Below are 14,324 nucleotides of genomic sequence, written 5' to 3' on the forward strand. Positions count from 1 at the left end.
GCTCACGCTTCGTCGAGTGCATCCGGGTGCGTCAGGGTGATCCCGGTCGCGGTGGTGACGGCGCTGGTGAAGGTGAGGGTGTCGATCGGGGAGGAGGCGGCCACGGTGGCACCGGCCAGGGAGGTGAGGCCGCGGGCGGTGTCCCAGGTGCAGTCGACGAAGACCGCGCCGGTCGCCTTGACCTGGGAGAACTCCGCCCCGGTGAAGTCGCAGCCGCGGAAGACCGTGCCGGTCAGGTCGGCGGCGACGAAGTCCGCGTTCTGCAGCCGGCAGTCGGCGAACTCGACCTTCACGAACTTCGCGAACCGGAACGAGCCGAAGTCCAGCACGCTGTCACGGATCGTGGCGTGCTGGATGCTCATCCCCGGCCCGGCGAACCCGGTCAGCCGGGACGAGGTGATCGCCAGTCTGGTCACCGCGGCGTCCGACCACCGGGCGTTGGCCACGTCGCACTGGGTCAGCTCGGTGTCTACCAGGATCAGCTTGTCCAGGTCCGAACCGGCCAGCTTGCAGCGGGTCAGCCGGCAACCGCTGACCTCGACGTGCTCGGCGACCACATCGCTCAGATCGACGTCCTCCAGCGCGAGATCGAGCAGCCGGGTCTCGTCGTCGATGTCGTCCGGTGTCGGGGACGCGGGGTCGAGGTGGCCGCGCAACCGCGGTGCAGCGATCTTCATGAGGCCGACCGTAACCAGCGCTGCGGACAGTTCAGCGCGACCGGAGGTAGTGCGCGGCCGCTCCGATCAAGGCCGACTGCTCGGTGTCCTCGGTCGCCGCGACCTCGAAGTCGAAGACCTCGCGGACGATGTCGAAGGCGCCGGAGATCGAGCCACCCAGCACCACCTTCGTCACCCCGAACCGCTCCAGCCACGGTGTCAGCGCAGACGCGAGTACGCCGAAAGCCGCCAGCAGGACCCCGCGCGCGTCGGCGGCACCGTCCCGGGCCCGGTCGGCGATCTCCTTCACGCCGATCTCCGGCTCGTCCTGGCCGGTCCGGGCGAAGTACGCGCGCAGGATCGCCCGCGCGGAGATCCAGTCCTCCAGCGGGCGGCCGTCGTACGACGTCTTGTAGAGCTCGCCACCTGGCGGCACCGTCTCGCCCTCGCGGACCACCCGGCCCTCGGCGAGGAACGCCGTACCGATGCCGGTGCCGATGGTGACGCCGGCGCAGCGGTCGAGTCCGCGGACCTCGCCGGCCGTCCACTCGCCGACCGCGAACGCCTCGGCGTCGTTCATGAACAGGATCTGGTCGAGATCCAGCAGGTCGCGCAGGCTGTCGCCGACCCGGTAGCCGTACAGGTTGTCGAACTTGCCCTGGCCGCGGTACCAGGCGACCCCGGTCTCGAAGTCGAACGGTCCCGGCAGCGCCACCGCCAGACCGCTTGCCAGCGGCAACTTCCGGGCCGCGGCCGCCAACTGCTCCATGACCACCTCGGCCGCCAGTTGCGACTCCAGGTCGGCCCGCTCCACCACGTCGACGGCCCAGGTGTCCGGCGACACCACCGCGGCCGTCACATGGCTGCCTCCGACTTCCAGCACCGGTACTTCCATCCGGTCATCATGGCAGGCGTCAGTGCTACGACGTCCGGTCCACCGGGCGGGAACCAGTGGGGGTGGCTGTCCGTAGAGTGTCTGGGAATGACCGGTACTCAGGGGGATGAGGTTGCCTGCGGAGAGCAGTACGACGTCTGTGGTCGCGGCGCTGAGCGTCGTGGTCGCGGTGGTCGGCCATGTTCTCGCGGGCGGCGGCCCGGTGCCGCTCGGGGTGGTTACACCGCTGTTGGCCCTGACGGGTGTGTGCTGGCTGCTCGGTGAGTACCTCGCCGGGGAACGCCTGCTGTCCGCGATGGTCCTCGCCGGTGTGCAGCTCTTCGTCCACGTGACGCTGGACGCGTCTCACACCGGTCACGAAGGAATGCATCGGGGGATCAACGGCAGCCTGTTCATGACCGTGACCCACCTGGCGGCCCTGCTCGCCGGCGTGCTGGCAGTCAGCCAGGCCCATCAATGGGTCTACCGCGTCCTGCGAAGCTTCGCGCGCCTCCTGCCACAGTTGCCGGTCCTGATTCCGGTACGACGATGCGCCGCCGTGCTGCTCGCCGTACCTTCGCAGCCCCGACTGCCGCAGCGGTGGCTCACGTCGAACGTCTCCCGGCGTGGACCGCCGGCCGCCCGAGTGATCCCAGCTCCGTCCTGACCGGCCGCGTCGCCCGCGGTCGGTGAACTCGTGTGACCGCGAAAGGTCCTTCATGTCCAAGAAGTTCGTCCTGCGTGCCGCCGCGATCGCCGCGGCGTCCACGCTCGTTCTGGCCGGTGCCGCCACGTCGGCGTCGGCCCATGTCACCGTGTCGTCGCCGGACGCCAAACCCGGCGGGTACGCCAAGCTGGTCTTCCGCGTCCCCACCGAGTCCGACACCACCAGCACCACCAAGCTCGTCGTCTCGCTGCCCAAGGACCGCCCGTTCGCCCATGTCGGGGCGCAGGTGAAGGACGGGTGGAAGGTGGAGAAGAAGACCGAGAAACTGCCCACGCCGGTCAAGGTCGGCGACGTCACGCTGTCCGAGGCGGTCACCACCGTCACCTGGACCGCCACCGCCGCAGGCATCCCGCCGAATGACTTCGACGAGTTCGCACTCTCGGTCGGCCGGTTGCCCGAGAGGGTGGACTCGCTCAGCTTCCCGGCCGACCAGACGTACAGCGACGGCGAGGTCGTCAAGTGGGCCGAGGTCGCCAAGGACGGCGCCGACGAGCCTGAGCACCCCGCGCCTACGCTGAAGCTGGCCGCCGCGGTCACACCGGTCGCCGCGGTGACGAACGACTCGTCCGACCCGTTGGCACGGTGGCTGGGCGGCGGTGGATTGCTGGTCGGCCTGCTCGGTCTGGCCTTCGGTCTCCGGCCGCGGAAGGCCGTGCAGGCTGGTACGACGGACTCCGGAAAGGCACAGTCGTAGTCGTGCGCCGGTTGATTGCTGTTCTGGTGGCGTCGCTGCTCACCCTGGTGGTCTCCACCGGGGTGGCGGCGGCGCACGCCAAGCTCGAGTCGATGACACCGGCCGACGGTTCGTCCATGGCCGCACCGCCGACCCAGGTGGTGCTGACCTTCAGCGAACCGGTCGGCAGCAACGGCACCCAAGTCCAGGTGAAGTCACCCAGCGGCAAGAACGTCGCCACCGGAGAGGTGCAGGTGATCGACAACAAGGTCACCCAGCCGGTCGGCGCGATGATCGAGGCCGGCCGGTACCAGGTCGACGCCCGCGTGGTGTCCGCCGACGGTCACCCGATCACGGTGACCGGATCCTTCACCGTCACCCACGCCGGTCATCCGCCCGACCAGCCGGCCGGCACCGCGCCCACCGCCGGCCAGGGCAACTCGAACACGGTCACCATCGTCGCCATGTTCCTGGTGATGCTGGTCGTCGTCGCTCTGGCCGTCGTCATCGTGCGCCGCCGTCCCGCCTCCCAATGAGCCGGGTCCACGCAACGAAGTGGATCGTCGCCGGCGGAATGGTTGCTGCCGGCCTCGTGGTGATGATCGTTGCCCTGGTCGCGGCGGGTGGCGCGCCGCGGCGGCAGCCCGAAGGGCTGATCGGTGCCGGAATGCCTTTGTCCTGGTCGGTTCCGGTCCTGCGCCTCATCGCCGATGGAGCCGCCGTCGCGACCGGTGGCGCGCTGCTGGCCGCCGTACTGTTGCTACCGGCAACTGATGGGAACCTTGGCTCGCAGGCGTTGCGGGCCTGCCAGGACGCGGCCGTCGCGGCGGGGGTCTGGGCGGTGGCGAGTATCGGCGGGCTGATCACGTCCGCCGCGGTGATCCTCGGCATCCCGCTGTCCCATCTCGCCGATCACGCGGCCGCGGCGGGCGAGCTCGACCAGGTCAGGGCTCTCGCCGTGGCCGTCGTACTCACAGCGATTCTCGCGGTGGTCCTCAGCGGCTGCCGGACAGTCCGGGGAGCTCGTTTCGCGCTGATCCTGACCGCGGCCGCGCTGACCGGGCCGCTGCTCACCGGTCACGGCGCGATCGACCGCACCAGCTTCTGGTCGGTGCTCGCGACCAGCTCGCTGGTCGTGCATGTCTTCGCGGCAACCACCTGGATCGGCGGTCTCGGCGCCGTACTGCGCTATGCCCGGGAGCGGAACGCGGTCGAGCGGTTCAGCCGGCTGGCGCTGGTCTGCGCGATCGCGATGGGGGTCACCGGGTTGCTGACGGCGGAGGTCCACCTCGGCGGCCGGGAGGACGGCTGGGGCCTGATCACGCAGTGGGTGACGAGCGGGTACGGCGCTCTCGTCTTCGCCAAGACGGTCGCTTTCGCCGTACTGGTCACGGTCGGCTGGTGGCATCGGCGTACGACGCTGCCGGACCTGGCGGCCGGTGACCCGGCGGCCTTCCGGCGGCTGGCGATCGTCGAACTGCTGATCATGGCCGCGACCGTGGGACTCGCGGTTGCCCTGTCGCGCACTCCTTGACCCGTACTCGGTGACATGTCAACAGAAGTCCGTATGATGGTCGGATGACGGAACCACGGTGGCTGGACGCGCGGGAGGCGCGTCTGTGGCAGTCGTACCGTGACGCGTACCGCGAGCTGATGCGCGCACTGGAGACGCGGCTGATCGGCAACTCCGGCCTGTCCGGCGCCGACTATGCGCTGTTGCACCCGTTGTCCGTCGCCGAGCACGGTGTCCTGCGGACGCGCGACCTCGGCAAGTCGGTTGGCTGGGAGCGGAGCCGGCTGTCGCATCAGGTCAGCCGGATGGAGAAGCGTGGGCTGGTCTGCCGCGAGGAGTGCGTCTCCGATGCCCGCGGCTCGATGGTCCGGCTGACCGACATCGGGCGGAAAGCCATCGAAGCCGCCGCCCCGGACCACGTCGACGCGGTCCGCACCTACTTCTTCGACCAGCTGACACCTGCGGAACAGGCCCAGCTGTCCGCCGTCTTCGACCGCATCCTCGGCAACATCCCCGCCGACCCCTGCGCCTCCACCGACTGCGACGACTAACGCAGTTACCCCGGCGAGTCCCGGGAGCCGTCGGTGCACGCGATGCTCGAGCAGTCGTCAGCTGGAGCAACGCCCTCGCCACCATCCGCACCGCCGCTTTGGGTCGGGGTCGGGGGGTGACTCCTGGTACGCGGAGCTAAGTGGCGGTGACACGCCGTCACGATGAGCGGGGGATCTCTGCGCCGGAAAGAATGTTCTCGTCTCGTTCGGATGCGCGCTGAATTTGACAACGATTTTCATTAACGGCAGGATGCTTGACCGGCGGCGAGTGGGTGGTGGGTCGTCGCCGGACCTCTACCGTGAAGGAAACGCGCATGTCCGATGTGCTGAACAGGCGAGGCTTCCTGGGGCTGGCCGGTGGGCTGGGTCTGGCGGCGTTGACCGGGTGCGGATCCGACGGGCAGGCGGCCGCGCAGCCCACCCAGGGTGGCCGGCTGCGGGCCGTCTACGCCGGTGGCGGGGCGAAGGAGGTGCTCGACCCGCACGTCCAGAGCCTGTTCGTCGACATCGCGCGGCACAAGGCGCTGTACGAGAAGCTGGTCGAGTTGGGTCCCGATCTGAAGCCGGTGCCGCGGCTGGCGGAGAAGTGGGAGCACAACGCGCAGGCGACGATCTGGCGGTTCACTCTCCGGGACGCGACCTTCCACGACGGCAACAAGCTGACCAGTGCGGACGTCCTCTACAGCCTGGCCCGGATCGCCGACCCCAAGTCGCCGGAACGCGTCGCGCAGTCCTCGCTGGCCACGGTTGACCTTCGCCGCTCCAAGGCGATCGACCCGCGGACCGTCGAGCTGACCTTGTCCGCGCCGAACGCCGAGTTCCCCGCCCTGCTGGCCGGGATCGGCACGCAGATCGTCCGGGACGGTTTCCAGGACCCGGCCAAGCCGGTCGGCACCGGCCCGTTCCGATTCGGTTCGTTCGAGGCCGGCCGGTCGATGGTTGCCAGCCGGTACGACGACTACTGGGAGGGCCCGGCCCGGATCGAGGAGCTGCACATCCTCTCCGCCGACTCCGAGGCCCGGGCGAACGCCGTCCAGGGTGGACAGGCCGAGTACGCGAACGACATGACCGCGACCTTCGCCCGTACGGCGGAAGCCGGCAGGTCGGTCCGGATCGTCGCGGCCAAGGCCAGCACGATGCAGGCGTTCGTGATGAAGTGCGACCAGCCGCCGTTCGACAACCCGGACGTGCGGCTGGCGTTCAAGCTGCTCGCCGACCGGCAGCGGCTCGTCGACGTGGTGCTCGCCGGTCGTGGTGCCGTCGGCAACGATCTGTTCGGCAAGGGCTACCAGTACTACCCGGCCGAGCTGCCGCAGCGTGAGCGCGACGTCGAGCAGGCAAAGGCGCTGCTGAAGAAGGCCGGCCTGGTGAACAAGGAGATCGAGATCTTCACCGCCGACGCGTCGGCCGGTTTCGTGGAGGCGGCCACGCTGTTCGCCGAGCAGGTCGCCGAGGCGGGCGTGAAGCTCAAGGTCACCACCGGCAGCCCGCTGACCTACACCAAGGACCTGCTCAGCAAGGGCGTGATCGGCAGCCACCGCTCCGGCGCGATGCCGATCCCGCAGTACATCACCGATCGCCTGTTGACCAAGTCTCCGTTCAACGTCACGCACTGGCGCCGGCCCGGGTTCGACGCGGAGTTCGCCGCCGCGCAGGTGCTGACCGACGAGGCGGCCCGGTCGGCGAAGTACGGCGTACTCCAGAAGACGCTTCGCGACGAGGGTGGCATCCTGGCCTGGGGGCTGCCGGACTATCTGGTCGCCGTGTCGGCCAAGGTGCAGGGTGTCGAGGCAGTGCCGCCGAACACCTTGGACTTCGGCCGGTTCGACAAGGTGTGGCTGGCCTGAATGCGGTCGTACGCCGCGCAACGCGCCGCACTCGCCGTCGTCCAGCTCGCCGTACTGTCCGTCCTCGTCTTCCTCCTGACCGCGCTGCTCCCGGGTGACGCGGCCGACCTGCGCTTCACCGAGACGCTGACGCCTGAGCAGGTCGACCGGATGCGCGCGCAGCTCGGCCTCGACCAGCCCGCGGTGGACCGTTTCCTGCACTGGTTCGGCAACATACTCACGGGTGACCTCGGTACGTCGTTGATCAGCGGTGGACCGGTGATCGACATCGTCAAGAACTCGGTCGGTGCGACGTTGGTGCTCACGCTGGCCACGCTGGCGGTCGTGGTCCCGCTGGCCGTTGCCCTGGGCATCGTGATGGGGACACGCGAGAACGGCCGGCTGGACCGGGCGATCACCTCGATCACGTTGGCTCTGAGCGCTATCCCGGACTTCGTGATCGCGGTGTTGCTCGTGACGGTGTTCTCGCTGAAGCTCGGCTGGTTGCCCGCCACGTGGGTCGGCGGGGATCTGCTCGCCAATCCGGTATTGCTGGTGCTGCCGGTCGCGGTGCTGTTCGGGCGGACCGTCTGCTTGCTGTCACGACAGGTCCGAGCCGGCACGATAACGGCTCTGCATGCGGAGTACGTCGTACAGGCCCGGCGGCTCGGTGTGCCGCGGCGGCGGTTGTTGCTGCGGCATGTGCTGCCGAACGCGGCCGTGCCCGGGGTGCAGGAGCTCGCGCGGACCGGGGACACGTTGCTGGGCGGGGTTCTGGTGGTGGAGGCGATCTTCGCGATCCCAGGGTTCGCGACGGCGCTCGTCGACGGGGTGGAGACGCGGGACGTGCCGGTGATGCAGGGACTGACGCTGGTGCTCGCGGTCGCGGCGCTGGTGATCAATCTCGGCGCCGACCTGGTCTGCAACCGGTTGGTCCCGCGCACGGAGCTCCTTCGATGAGGCGGATACCCATCGCGGTGTCGGCTGCACTCGTTGCGGTGCCGCTGGTGGTCGCTGTGTTCGGACCGCTGATCGACCTTCGCGTCAGCCCGGGCCTGCCCTATGCGACCGAAGGTGTGCTCGGGACGGACGGGCTCGGGCGCGATGTTCTGCAGCTCTTGCTGAGCGGCGGCCGGACGGCACTCGGGATGGCGTTCGGCGCGGTGCTGATCGCCTACCTCGTCGGCGGTCTCATCGGCCTGACCGCGGCGTCCACTCGGCACCGTTGGCTCGATGAAGCGCTGATCCGGCCGCTCGACGTACTGCTGCCACTGCCGTCCTTGCTGGTGATCAGCGTGGTCGCCGTCGGCTGGCGGGCGTCGGCGTTCGCGATCACCCTGGCCGTTGCCATGGTCAACGTTCCGACCGTCGCCCGACTGGTGCGGGCGGCCGCTCTCGACGCGGCGAGCGGGCCGGTGGTCGAGGCGCTCAGAATGCAGCGGGAGAGTTGGTTCGGCATCCACCTCGGGTACGTCGGCCGCGCCGTACTCGGCCCGGTTGCCGCCGATATCGGCACTCGCATCACTCTGGCCGTCTTCCTGGTCGCCTCCGTGAACTTCCTCGGCCTCGGCCTGAGCCCGACCGCCCCGGACTGGGCGGTCAGCGTCTCCCGCAACCGCGAAGGCCTGCTCCTGCAGCCCTGGGCCGTCCTCGCGCCGGCCTTCCTGCTGGTGTCCTTCACGCTGGGCTTCAACCTGCTGGCAGACCGCCTGGTTCACCGCTCCCGCCGCCTCACGGAGGCGAACCGATGAATCCGCGTCCCGGCCCCCACCCCTCCACCCCGCCCGCAGGGCGAGGCGCGGATGATGCGTTGGTACGGGTGCGGTGCCTCGGGGCGACCGCTGGTTCGGTGATCCTCGTCGACGGCGTGTCCTTCGAGGTGTGGCCTGGGCGGGTGACGGCTTTGGTCGGCGCCTCGGGATCCGGCAAGACCACCTCCGCCTTGGCACTACTTGGTGAGCACGGCAACGGTGTGCACCTCGAGGGGACCGTCGAGGTCGCCGGGCAAATGGTTGTTGACAGCAACGGCCCGACTGCCGCGGCGTCCGCCGTACGCGGCCGGGTGGTCGCCTACATGCCTCAGCATCCGGGCAGTTCGCTCAACCCCGCACGGCGGATCGGGGCGACGTTGCGCGAGCTGGAGCGGCTGCATCACCCTGGCGAGGCAGTGGTCCAGGAAGCGCTGCGGGCAGCACAACTGCCGGATGATCGGGACACGCTGCGTCGGTTCCCGCATCAGTTCTCCGGTGGGCAGCGACAGCGGATCGCCATGGCCCAAGCGCTGACCTGCCGACCGAAGGTCCTGGTCCTGGACGAGCCCAGCACCGGCCTGGACTCGATCACCCGCCTGCAACTTGTCAGCGAGTTGCAGGATCTCGCGCGGAGCGGTCTCGGCATCCTGCTGCTCAGCCACGACCTCGACCTCGTCCGCGCCCTGGCCGAGCAGGCCGTCGTACTGTCCGCCGGCCAGGTGATCGATTCCGGTGGGCCCGACGTGCTGCCCGCCGCGCTGGAGTTGCCGGCGCCCACAACCCCGAGCCCCGGCGAACCATTGCTCCAGGCAATGAATCTGTCGGCGTCGCTGCGGCCACGCGGACGTGATCCGATCCTGCACGAGGTCGACCTCGCCGTCCGGCCGGGGCAGTGCGTCGGCGTCGTCGGTCGCTCCGGCAGCGGCAAGACCACGCTCGCCCGCTGCCTGGCCGGCCTGCACGAGCGCCACACCGGACGGATTCTGCTGGACGGCGACGAGTTGCCCGTCCTGCGGAAGCGATCCTTGGAGCAGAACCGCCGGGTCCAGTACGTCTGGCAGGAAGTCCGCGGGTCCTTCGACGAACGCCGTCCGGTTGACCAGCAGGTCGCCCGCACCGCCCAACGCCTGCGCGGTCTCGATACGAAGGCCGCCCAGTCGGAAGCCGTCGCCACCCTGGCCCGTCTCGGCGTCTCGGCGATCACCGCGGCCCGCCCGCCGAGCCGGCTGTCCGGAGGTGAATTGCAGCGCGCCGCCCTCGCCAGGGCAGTCCTCGCGCACCCCGACGTACTGGTCTGCGACGAGATCACCACAGCCCTCGACGACCGCGGTACGACGCTCGTCGTCGAACTGCTGAGCGAGCTGAAGGATCGCGGCACGGCGCTGGTCTGGATCGGCCACGACCTCGGCCTGGTCGCGGCGGTGTCCGATCACGTGGTGGTGATCGACACCGGCCGCGTGGTCGAGCAAGGACCTCCCGCGACCGTGATGACCCAACCCGAGTCCGAGCTGGCCCGCCGCCTGCTGAGTGCCGCACAGCTCGGACGCCCCCACTCTCCGCCCGTGCCGACCCCCGACACCGACACGAGGAGCGAATCGCGCCGATGACGCGACTGCACGACCACCTGGCGGAGGCGATCAAGGACCCGGATCCGATCCGGGTCGGCGACGACCTGATCTGCCTGCGGTTCGAGACGATGAAGGTGTACTCGGCGCTCGGCGCCGTACGCCACCTGCTGGAGACCGGCGCCGTCCGGCCGGGTGACACGCTGATCGACAGCTCGAGCGGGATCTACGCGCACGCGCTGGCGCTGGCCTGTCACCGGTACGGGATGAAGTGCCACATCGTCGGCTCCACCACCGTCGACCGGACGCTGAAGATCCAGCTGGAGATCCTCGGCGCGACCGTCGAGCAGGTGCCGTCGTCGAACAACCTGCAGCTGGACCAGAACCTCCGGGTCCGGCGGATCGGCGAGATCCTGCGCGACAACCCGACGTACCACTGGATGCAGCAGTACCACGACGACATCCACTACCTCGGGTACGGCGCGGTGGCCGACCTGGTGAACGAGTTGGTGCCGGATGGGCCGTTGTGCCTGGTCGGCGGTGTCGGGACGGGTGCGTCCACCGGCGCGATCGCGGAGTACCTGCGCAATCGCGGGCGGGACGTCAACCTGGTCGGGGTGCAGCCGTTCGGGAGCATCACGTTCGGGGCCGGGCACACCCAGGACCCGGAGATGATCATCGCCGGGATCGGCAGCTCGATCGAGTTCCGGAACGTGCGGCACGAGCTGTACGACCGGATGCACTGGGTCTCGTTCGACTACGCGATGTCGGCCGCGGTGGACCTGCTGCGGACCTCCGGGGTGTTCGCCGGGCTGTCCGCGGGGGCGGCGTACCTGTCGGCGCTGTGGGAACACAATTGCGACAGCAGCCGCAAGCATGTCTTCCTGGCCGCCGACACCGGAACGCGGTACGTCGAGTCCGCTTTTGCCCGTCATGCCGAGGCGCGGCCGATGGCATCGATGCGGCCGCGGGAGATCGCGTCGCTGGACGAGCTCGCGGTGCCGTGGTCGGCGATGTCCTGGGACCGCCGGGAATCGGCGCTGATCCACCGCCAAACGTTTCCATCTGCGACCCCGTCGCATTAATCTGGTCGGGTGACGGGGTATGTGTTGCTGCCGGGGTTGTTCACGGCAACGGAGGTCGACCGGCTGCGCGCCGTGGTCGAAGCCGTGCACGCGGACGTCGTGGCGGCGGCCGAGGCCGGGGAGACCGACGTGACGGTCTGGCCGGACGGGCACCGGCTGGAAAAGGTGCGCGGGACAACGATCCACTGGGAGCCGGACGCTGTCGGCAAAGCCGTGCGGAGTCTGTCGCCAGTGTCGCAGTGGCATCCGGCGCTGGACGCGTTGTGGGACGAGCCGCGGCTGACCGAGCCGATGAGCTCACTGATCGGGGCCAGGGCCGGGCGGTTCGTGGCCAAGCTGAACTTCAAGCGGGCCGGGGTCGGCTCGGAGTTCGCCTGGCACCAGGACTTCCCGTACTGGTACTGCTGTGCCGGGCCGGCGGCGTACGACATCGCCACCGCGATCGTGATGCTCGACGACAACACCGTCGCGAACGGCGCGATGACGTTGATTCCGGGCAGTCCCGCGGCGGGCCCAGTACGCCGGGACCGCCTGGATCCGACCGGTCTGCTGGTGGATCCGCTCGTCGTCGACGCGTCCCGCGCGGTGACGGTGGAGGCGCCGGCCGGTTCGGTCCTCATGTTCCCCGGGCTGATGGTGCACCGCTCCGCGCCGAACCGGACCGCGTCCGACCGGCGCTCGCTGCTGTACTGCTTCCAGCCCGCGGGTCGTCCAGAGTTGTCCGCCCTGACATACGCCCCCGAAAGGCTGGCCGATCTGCCATGACCGTGCCTTTGGCCGGGCCTTCGGCGCCGGCGGGGTCATGGGGCCTTGGCTCCCGTCCTTCCCTCGTCGCTTCAGTCGCTTCGCTCCCTCCGCTCCTCAGTCCAGGCCGGGAGGCCCCATGACCGCTCACATGCCGGATCCCGCGCCCGCGTCCGTTGCCGAACTGACCTCCTCCGTCCTCGCTGGTTCGCTCGGCCCGGCGCCCTCGTCGTTGCCTGTGGTGAGCGCCTTCTGGCTGCATCACACCACTCGGCTGCCCGGGGCCGACGTCACCTACCGGAACTACTACGTCCTGCTGCGGGTCGGCGAGGTCTTCGGCGCGTGCTCGTTCGAGGCGGGGGAGTTGGATCCGTCGTACTGCGCGGACACCTCGGGGCTAACGATCCAGGACTTGTTGTCCGCCGACGACGTTGCGCTGCCGGTGCGGATCGCGGCGTTGGATGCCTACCTGGCGGCAGTCGAGCCACATCACCTGTCGCCACAGGCCGAGGAGATCGTCCTTCCCGCCGGTACGCCGGAGGTGCGGGCACGGGCCCGGGACGCGGCCGTCGCCGGACTGCTCGATGTTGCCGAGGGCACAAAAGTCGCGTTGATCGGCGTGGTGAACCCGCTCGTCGACGCGATCACCGCACGGGGAGGGATCTGTTTGCCCTGTGACTTCAACCTCCGCGAGACCGCGTCCGGACTGCCGGTTTCCCGCGACATGACGGAAGTCATCGACGCCGCCGATGCTGTCGTGGCGACCGGAATGACCTTGTCCAACGGGTCTTTCGACGTACTCCTCGATCGTTGCCGTCAGCAATCGAAGCCGCTGGCGGTCTATGCTCAGACCGGAAGCGCCGTGATCCGGTCCTTCCTCGGCTCCGGCGTCACAGCCCTCTCCGCGGAGCCCTTCCCCTTCTCCCAGTTCAGCTCCCGCCCGAGCAGCCTCTACCGCTACCCCAGGACGGACACATGAGCAGCAACACCCAAAACCCAGCACCCGACGTCCGCCCGGCTCCGCGCCAGGGCGCGGCCCCGGGCCCCCCAGAAGGCCGGCTGGGGATGGCCGTGGCGCCTGCAACTGGTGCCGGGGCGGCGGCGATCCCCGGAGGTGGTGCGGGGATGGGTGCTGCTTCCTCCCCGACCCCCAGTTCCGCGGAGGTGCCGGGGGATCTGTGGATGGCTCGGCGGTTGTGGCCGTTCTTGCTGGCGTCGGCGGTGAGTTTGATTCCGTTCACCGTGTTCGGGATGTACCTGGTGCCGATCGCGGGCGCGGCGGGTGGGAATGTGGCGGAGATCGGCGGGCTGCGGGGGCTCGGCGGTCTGGCGGCGCTGATCGTCGGGTTCTCGCTGGCGCCGCTGATCGACCGGATGGCTCGTGAGCTGGTGGCGGCCGGCGGACTGGCCTTGCTGGGCATCTCGGCAGCGCTGGGTGCCCTCGGCAACGTGTTCGCGCTGGCCGCGTTCTGCCTGCTGATCGGTGCGTCCACCTCGATCCTGGCGCCGTCGATCGGGGCCGCCGCGGCCGACCGGTTCACCACCCCGGCGGCGGCCGGGCGAGCGGCCACGCTGGTGTCCGCGACCACGTCGGCGATGGCGATGCTGGCCGCTCCGGTTCTCGCCGTACCGGGAATGTTGTGGGGCTGGCGGGGCAACCTGCTCGCCGCGGCCGTCATCTCGCTCGCTTTGTCGGCAGCGTTCTTCTGGCGCGGCCGCGGTCGGACGGCGCCGCTGCGGGCGGGCGGCGGTCAGCGGATGAGCTACCTCGCGACGTACCGCGAGCTGGGCCGGATCCCCGGCGCACTTCCACTGCTCGTGGTCGCGATGCTGCGGACAGCAGCGTTCATGGGTTACCTGGCCTACCTCGCGGCGTTCTACGACGAGACGTTCGACCTCGCGCCCGGGTGGTTCGCGCTGGTCTGGTCACTGAGCGGTGCGTCCTTCTTCCTCGGCAACCTGCTGGCCGGCCGCTACATCGCACTCGAGCGCCCATGGATCGGTCCGGAGAAGATGCTGCTGGTCGGCCTCGGCGTCGCCCTCACCAGCGTCTCCGCCTTCTACTTCTCCCCGAGTCTCCCGCTGACCCTCCTGCTCACCGCGCTGATGGGCGCCAGCCACGCGACGGTCGCCGCCTGCGTCACCACCCTGCTGGTCCGCCGCAGTGGTGATCTGCGGGGTTCGGCGCTCAGCGTCAACGCGGCCGGCATGAGTCTCGGCACGTTCCTCGGCGCCGCGCTGGGCGGTCTGGGCCTCGGCCTCGGTGGATACCCCGGCACCGCCCTGACTTTCGCCTCGATCACCCTGATCGCGGTCCTTTTCTCGCTGCGAGTCCGCCGCTGAGCGAGTTATCGTTCCG

At 69.6% G+C, this 14,324-nt stretch carries 15 protein-coding genes; 13 read left to right on the forward strand and 2 right to left on the reverse strand.

What is annotated here, in order from left to right; all coding sequences use genetic code 11:
- Positions 1–2: 2 nt before the first annotated feature.
- Together AB0F43_RS13825 and AB0F43_RS13830 are read right to left on the reverse strand one after the other, a co-directional pair.
- Complete coding sequence (locus tag AB0F43_RS13825; protein ID WP_360475007.1) at positions 3–677, reverse strand: pentapeptide repeat-containing protein; 675 nt, start codon at positions 675–677, stop codon at positions 3–5.
- A gap of 31 nt (positions 678–708) precedes the next feature.
- Positions 709–1,551 (reverse strand): ROK family protein, encoded by an 843-nt coding sequence (locus AB0F43_RS13830; protein WP_360475010.1) that lies wholly within the window; start codon positions 1,549–1,551, stop codon positions 709–711.
- Between the two features lie 106 nt (positions 1,552–1,657).
- Between AB0F43_RS13830 and AB0F43_RS13835 the strand changes: the two genes are divergently transcribed.
- The 13 genes from AB0F43_RS13835 (at position 1,658) to AB0F43_RS13895 (ending at position 14,308) form a co-directional block, all read left to right on the forward strand.
- Positions 1,658–2,197 carry a hypothetical protein gene (locus AB0F43_RS13835; protein WP_360475013.1) on the forward strand — a complete coding sequence of 180 codons (540 nt, stop codon included), beginning with the start codon at positions 1,658–1,660 and terminating at the stop codon, positions 2,195–2,197.
- Positions 2,198–2,249: 52 nt separating this feature from the next.
- Positions 2,250–2,951, forward strand: coding sequence for a YcnI family protein (locus AB0F43_RS13840; RefSeq protein ID WP_360475016.1), 702 nt, complete (start codon positions 2,250–2,252; stop codon positions 2,949–2,951).
- 2 nt (positions 2,952–2,953) lie between these two features.
- The gene (locus AB0F43_RS13845) at positions 2,954–3,466 is read left to right on the forward strand and encodes a copper resistance protein CopC (protein ID WP_360475019.1); all 513 of its coding nucleotides are present in this window, start codon (positions 2,954–2,956) and stop codon (positions 3,464–3,466) included.
- Positions 3,463–4,464: a CopD family protein gene (locus AB0F43_RS13850; protein ID WP_360475021.1), complete on the forward strand. Its 1,002-nt coding sequence runs from the start codon at positions 3,463–3,465 to the stop codon at positions 4,462–4,464. The genes AB0F43_RS13845 and AB0F43_RS13850 overlap by 4 nt, the downstream gene beginning before the upstream one ends.
- Before the next feature lie 44 nt (positions 4,465–4,508).
- The gene (locus tag AB0F43_RS13855; RefSeq protein WP_360475024.1) at positions 4,509–4,994 is read left to right on the forward strand and encodes a MarR family winged helix-turn-helix transcriptional regulator; all 486 of its coding nucleotides are present in this window, start codon (positions 4,509–4,511) and stop codon (positions 4,992–4,994) included.
- A 314-nt stretch (positions 4,995–5,308) separates the two neighbouring features.
- Positions 5,309–6,841: an ABC transporter substrate-binding protein gene (locus AB0F43_RS13860; RefSeq protein ID WP_360475027.1), complete on the forward strand. Its 1,533-nt coding sequence runs from the start codon at positions 5,309–5,311 to the stop codon at positions 6,839–6,841.
- Complete coding sequence (locus AB0F43_RS13865; RefSeq protein ID WP_360475030.1) at positions 6,842–7,780, forward strand: ABC transporter permease; 939 nt, start codon at positions 6,842–6,844, stop codon at positions 7,778–7,780.
- Positions 7,777–8,571 carry an ABC transporter permease subunit gene (locus AB0F43_RS13870; RefSeq protein WP_360475033.1) on the forward strand — a complete coding sequence of 265 codons (795 nt, stop codon included), beginning with the start codon at positions 7,777–7,779 and terminating at the stop codon, positions 8,569–8,571. The genes AB0F43_RS13865 and AB0F43_RS13870 overlap by 4 nt, the downstream gene beginning before the upstream one ends.
- A gap of 68 nt (positions 8,572–8,639) precedes the next feature.
- Positions 8,640–10,178 (forward strand): ATP-binding cassette domain-containing protein, encoded by a 1,539-nt coding sequence (locus tag AB0F43_RS13875; protein WP_360475036.1) that lies wholly within the window; start codon positions 8,640–8,642, stop codon positions 10,176–10,178.
- Positions 10,175–11,221 (forward strand): pyridoxal-phosphate dependent enzyme, encoded by a 1,047-nt coding sequence (locus AB0F43_RS13880; protein ID WP_360475039.1) that lies wholly within the window; start codon positions 10,175–10,177, stop codon positions 11,219–11,221. Before AB0F43_RS13875 ends, AB0F43_RS13880 begins: the two co-directional genes overlap by 4 nt.
- A gap of 9 nt (positions 11,222–11,230) precedes the next feature.
- Complete coding sequence (locus tag AB0F43_RS13885) at positions 11,231–11,986, forward strand: phytanoyl-CoA dioxygenase family protein (RefSeq protein ID WP_360475042.1); 756 nt, start codon at positions 11,231–11,233, stop codon at positions 11,984–11,986.
- 118 nt (positions 11,987–12,104) lie between these two features.
- Positions 12,105–12,944 (forward strand): DUF364 domain-containing protein, encoded by an 840-nt coding sequence (locus tag AB0F43_RS13890; protein ID WP_360475044.1) that lies wholly within the window; start codon positions 12,105–12,107, stop codon positions 12,942–12,944.
- A 146-nt stretch (positions 12,945–13,090) separates the two neighbouring features.
- On the forward strand, positions 13,091–14,308 hold the full coding sequence (locus tag AB0F43_RS13895) for an MFS transporter (protein ID WP_360475047.1): 1,218 nt from the start codon (positions 13,091–13,093) through the stop codon (positions 14,306–14,308).
- Positions 14,309–14,324 lie beyond the last annotated feature (16 nt).

This window comes from Kribbella sp. NPDC023972 (assembly GCF_040639075.1).
GTDB lineage: Bacteria > Actinomycetota > Actinomycetes > Propionibacteriales > Kribbellaceae > Kribbella.